Source organism: Streptomyces sp. NPDC019224 (assembly GCF_040632605.1).
In the GTDB taxonomy this organism is placed as follows: Bacteria; Actinomycetota; Actinomycetes; order Streptomycetales; family Streptomycetaceae; genus Streptomyces.
Map to the genome: position 1 here is coordinate 1 of NZ_JBEYCF010000104.1, position 5,172 is coordinate 5,172.

A 5,172-nucleotide genomic window follows, 5' to 3' on the forward strand; every position below is an offset into this window, starting at 1 on the left:
CCCCGGCAGACCCCCCGCAGGAACCTCCACCACCGGCCCCGCACCCCACGCCGTCAACTCACCCCGCTCCTCACCGGTGAGCAGATCGACCCGGCTGAGCCGCCGCCGGGGATCGGCGACCGCGATGCGGAGCAGCCTCTCCCACCGCGCGATCATCGTCTCGACGGCGGCCGGGTCGTAGAGGTCGTCGGCGTACTCGACGGAGCCGTCGATGCCCTGCGGGGAGCCGTCGTCCGCGTGCCGCTCGGACATCGTGAAGATCAGGTCGAGCTTGGCGGTGGTCGACGCCAGCGGCATCTCGCCGACGCGCAGGCCGGGCGGCGCGAAGTCGGCCCGGGGCGCGTTCTGCAGCACCAGCATGACCTGGAAGAGCGGGTGGTGCGCCAGCGACCGGGAGGGGTTCAGGACCTCCACCAGGTACTCGAACGGCAGGTCCTGGTGGGCGTATCCGGCCAGCGCGGTGTCCCGGACCCGGTCCAGCAGCTCGGCGAACGTGGGGTCGCCTGAGGTGTCGGTACGGAACACCAGGGTGTTGACGAAGTAGCCGACGAGCTCGTCCTGCGCCTGGTCGGTCCGGCCGGCGACCGGGCTGCCGACCGGAATGTCGTCGCCCGCGCCGAGCTTGCTGAGCAACGCCGCGAGCCCTGCCTGGAGCACCATGAACAGACTGGTCCCGTGCGCGCGGGCGAGTTCCCGCAGTCCGCGGTGCAGCTCGGCGTCCAGCCCGGCGCGCACGGAGCCGCCCCGGTGCGAGGCGACCGCCGGGCGGGGCCGGTCGGTGGGCAGCTGGATGAGCTCCGGGAGACCGGTCAGCTGCCGGGTCCAGTAGTCCGCCTGGTCGGCGAGCAGGCTGTCCCGGTCGGTGGAGTCGCCGAGCAGTTCGTGCTGCCACAGGGTGTAGTCGGCGTACTGCACGGGCAGCGGCGCCCACTGCGGCTCCTCACCGCGGCGCCGCGCCGTGTAGGCCTCGGTCAGCCCCCGTGTGAGCGGGCCCAGCGACCAGCCGTCACCGGCGATGTGGTGGAGCACCAGCTGGAAGACGTGCTCGTCCGGTGCCAGCTCGAACAGCCCGGCCCGCAGCGGTACGTCCACGGCCAGGTCGAAACGCCGGGCCTTGGCCGCCGCCATCAGGGCGGGCAGCTCCGCCTCGGTGGTCCGGCTCACGCGCAGCCGCGGTCCGGCTGCCTCCGCGTCCAGCACCAGCTGGTGCGGCACGCCGTCCACCGCCGGGAAGACGGTGCGCAGGCTCTCGTGCCGGGCCATCACGTCCGCCACGGCGGACTCCAGGGCCGACCGGTCCAGATCGCCGGACAGCCTCCAGGCCAGGGAGATGTGGTAGTTCGCGCCGGCCGCTTCCAGCTGGTGCAGGAACCAGAGCCGCCGTTGCGCGAACGACAGCGGGACGACCGCGGGGCGCTCGCGCCGCGCCAGGGCGGCCTGCGCGGGCCCGGCCGCCGCCAGGGCGGCGGCCAGACCCGCCGGGGTCGGGGCCTCGAACAGCGTGCGCAGCGGCATCTCCACGCCGAGCGTCGCGCGGATGCGGGCGGCCAGGCGGGTGGCCAGCAGCGAGTGCCCGCCCAGGTCGAAGAAACCGTCCTCGACACCGGCCGACGGCACACCCAGGACCTCCGCGAACAGCTCGCAGAGGATCTGCTCCCGCGGGGTGCGCGGTGCGCGGGAGGCGGCCGTCGGGGTGAGGTCGGGGGCGGGCAGGGCGCGGTGGTCCAGCTTGCCGTTGACGGTCAGCGGCAGGGCGTCCAGGGTGACGAATGCCGACGGCACCATGTACTCCGGCAGCCGCTCGCGCAGGTGCGCCCGCAGGTCGGCGGGGCGTGGTGCGGCACCGGCGGCCGGTACGAGGTACGCGGCCAGCCGGGTGTCGTCGGCCCGGTCCTGCCGGGCCAGGACGGCGACCTGGGCGATGCCCGGGTATGCGGCGAGGGCCGCCTCGATCTCCCCGAGCTCGATCCGGAAGCCGCGTACCTTGACCTGCTGGTCGGCCCGGCCGACGTAGCGCAGGGTGCCGTCGGCCGCGCGGCGCACCACGTCTCCGCTGCGGTACATGCGTGACCCGGGCGGTCCGAACGGGTCGGCCACGAACCGCCCGGCGGTCAGGCCCGGCCGGTTCAGGTAGCCGCGCGCCGGCCCGGCGCCCGCGACGTACAGCTCGCCGGGCACTCCCGGGGCCACCGGCCGCAGGCCGTTGTCGAGCACATACGTCCGCAGGTCCGGGAGCGGGGTGCCGATCTCGCCGGCGGTGGTGCCGGTCCGGTCGAGCGCCGCGTGGGTGACGTGCACGGTGGTCTCGGTGATGCCGTACATGTTGACCAGCCGTGGCGCGTCCTGCGGGTGCCGCCCGTACCAGCTCGCCAGCCGGGCGTGCTCCAGCGCCTCGCCGCCGAAGACCACCGTGCGCAGGGAAAGCCGGCCGCCCGTCTCCGGGTCCTCCGCGTCCGCCTGCATCAGCTGGTAGAAGGCGGACGGCGTCTGGTTGAGCACCGTCACCCGCTCATGGGCGAGCAGTTCCAGGAACCGGCCGGGAGAGCGGCTGGTCTCGTGGTCCACGACCACCAGGCGTCCGCCGTGCAGCAGGGGGCCCCACAGCTCCCAGACCGAGAAGTCGAAGGCGTAGGAGTGGAAGAGGGTCCAGACGTCGTCGGCGCCGAAGCCGAACAGCTCACGCGTGGTGTCGAAGAGGCGCACCACATTGCGGTGCGGGACCACCACGCCCTTGGGCTCGCCGGTGGAGCCGGAGGTGTGGATGACATAGGCGGCGTGGGCCGGGTCGATGGCGACGTCCGGGTCCGTGTCCGGCAGCCCCGCCAGGTCGGAGGTGTCGAGCAGCAGCCGGTCCAGGTCGTGCGCGTCCAGCCGCTCGCCCGCCCGGCTCGTCGTCACGAGCAGCGCCGGCCGGGTGTCCTGGAGGAGGTAGGCGATGCGGGCGGCGGGGTACTCCGGATCCACCGGCACATACGCGGCACCGGCCTTGAGTACCGCGAGCACCGCGACGACGAGTTCCGCCGAGCGCGGCAGGGCCAGCGCCACCAGCTGCTCCGGTCCCACGCCCCGCTCGATCAGGGCATGCGCCAGCCGGTTGGCGCGGGCGTTCAGTTCCCCGTACGTCAGGGAGGCTTCGCCGTCCGTGAGGGCGGTCGCGGCCGGGTCGGCCCTCACCTGCCGCTCGAACAGGGCGGGCAGGCCGCTTTCCGGCAGCTCCCCCGCCTGCCCGGTGCCGGCCGGCAGCAGGGCCCCGAGTTCGTCGGCGGACAGCACGTCCACCTGACCGATCCGCCGGCCGGGGGCGGCGACGACGGCGCGCAGCAGCCGCAGCCACCGCTCGACGATCCCGGTGACGGTGGCCGGGTCGAACAGGTCGGTGCTGTACTCGACCACGCCCGACAGGCCGCCCCCGCCGGGCTGTTCGGCCAGGACGAAGGTCAGATCGCACTTGGCCGTTCCGGTGGGGACCAGGTCGGCCGCCACCCGCAGCCCCGGCAGGCCGAAGGCGCCGGACGGCGCGTTCTGCAGGGTGAGCATGGTCTGGAACAGCGGGTGGTGCGCGAGCGTCCGGGTCGGGTTCAGCGCCTCCACGAGGTGCTCGAACGGCACCTCCTGGTGTGCGTACGCGGCCAGCGCGCCGGAGCGCACCCGGCCGAGGAGTTCGGTGAACGACGGGTCTCCGGACAGGTCGGTGCGCAGCACCAGTGTGTTGACGAAGAAGCCGACCAGATCGTCCAGCGCCTCGTCGGTGCGTCCCGCGACCGGCGTGCCGATCGGAACGTCGGTCCCGGCGCCCAGCTTGCCCAGCAGGGCGGCCAGACCTGCCTGGAGCACCATGAAGAGGCTGGCTCCGCCGTCGCGGGCGAGGGCGCTCAGGCCCTGGTGCAGCTCGGCGTCGATGCGCACCGGCAGCTGGGCGCCCCGGTAGGACATGGCTGTTGGCCGGGGCCGGTCGAAGGGCAGCTCGACCTGGTCGGGCAGGTCCGCCAGCCGCTCCCGCCAGTACGCGAGCTGGCCGTTGAGCAGGCTGTCCGGGTCGGCTCCGCCGCCCAGCAGCTCCTGCTGCCAGAGGGTGTAGTCGGCGTACTGGACGGGCAGCGGCGCCCACTGCGGCTTCGTGCCCTCGCTGCGGGCCGCGTAGGCGGTCGTCAGATCCCGCGAGAGCGGGCCCGTCGACCAGCCGTCACCGGCGATGTGGTGCATCACCAGCAGCAGAACGTGCTCCTCGGCGCCGAGCCGGAACAGTTCGGCGCGCAGCGGCGGCTCCTCGGAGAGTTCGAAGCCCTGCCGTGCCGCCTCGGCGAGCCGGCCGGGCAGCTCGCTCTCGCGCACCTCGGTCATCCGCAGCCGCGGCCGTGCCGCGTCCAGGTCCAGTACTCGCTGGCACGGCACGCCGGCGACCACCGGGAAAACGGTGCGCAGGCTCTCGTGCCGCTCGACGACGTCCGCCAGAGCGGCTTCCAGGGCGCGCTCGTCCAGGCTTCCGGACAGCCGCAGGGCCAGCGGGATGTTGTAGGTGGCGCTCGGGCCCTCCATCCGGTGCAGGAACCACAGCCGACGCTGCGCGAAGGACAGCGGCACCGGCTCGGGCCGCTCCCGCCGCCCCGGCGCCGGGCGTGCCCGGCCCGCGACATCCACCCTGGCCGCCAGTCGCGTCACCGTCGGCGCGTCGAACAGATCACGGAGCCGCAGTTCCACGCCCAGCGTCGCGCGGACGCGGGCCACCAGCCGGGTGCCGAGCAGGGAGTGCCCGCCGAGGTCGAAGAAGTCGTCGTCGGCACCGACCTGCGGGAGGCCCAGCACCTCGGCGAACAGCCCGGACAGCAGGTGCTCGACCGCGGTGCGGGGAGCGCGGCCCGGGGCGGCGGGCCGGTGCTCGGGGGCGGGGAGGGCATGCCGGTCGAGTTTGCCGTTCGGGGTCAGCGGCAGAGCGTCGAGGCTGACGAAGGCGGCCGGCACCATGTACTCCGGCAGCCGCTCGCGCAGGTGCGCCCGCAGTGCGTCCATGGGAACGGCCTGGCCCGTGGCGGGAACGACGTAGGCGACCAGCCGGGCCTCCTCGTCGGTGCGGACCATGACGGCGGCGCGTGCGATGTGCGGGTGTTCGGTGAGGGCGGCCTCGATCTCGCCGAGTTCGACGCGGAAACCGCGTACCTTCACCTGGTCGTCGGT

Annotated in this window: 1 protein-coding gene; it reads right to left on the bottom strand. The window is 74.1% G+C overall.

Annotated elements, in window-relative coordinates:
* The coding region (locus tag ABZ564_RS32610; RefSeq protein WP_360863109.1) for an amino acid adenylation domain-containing protein at positions 1-5,172 on the bottom strand (5,172 nt) is incomplete at both ends.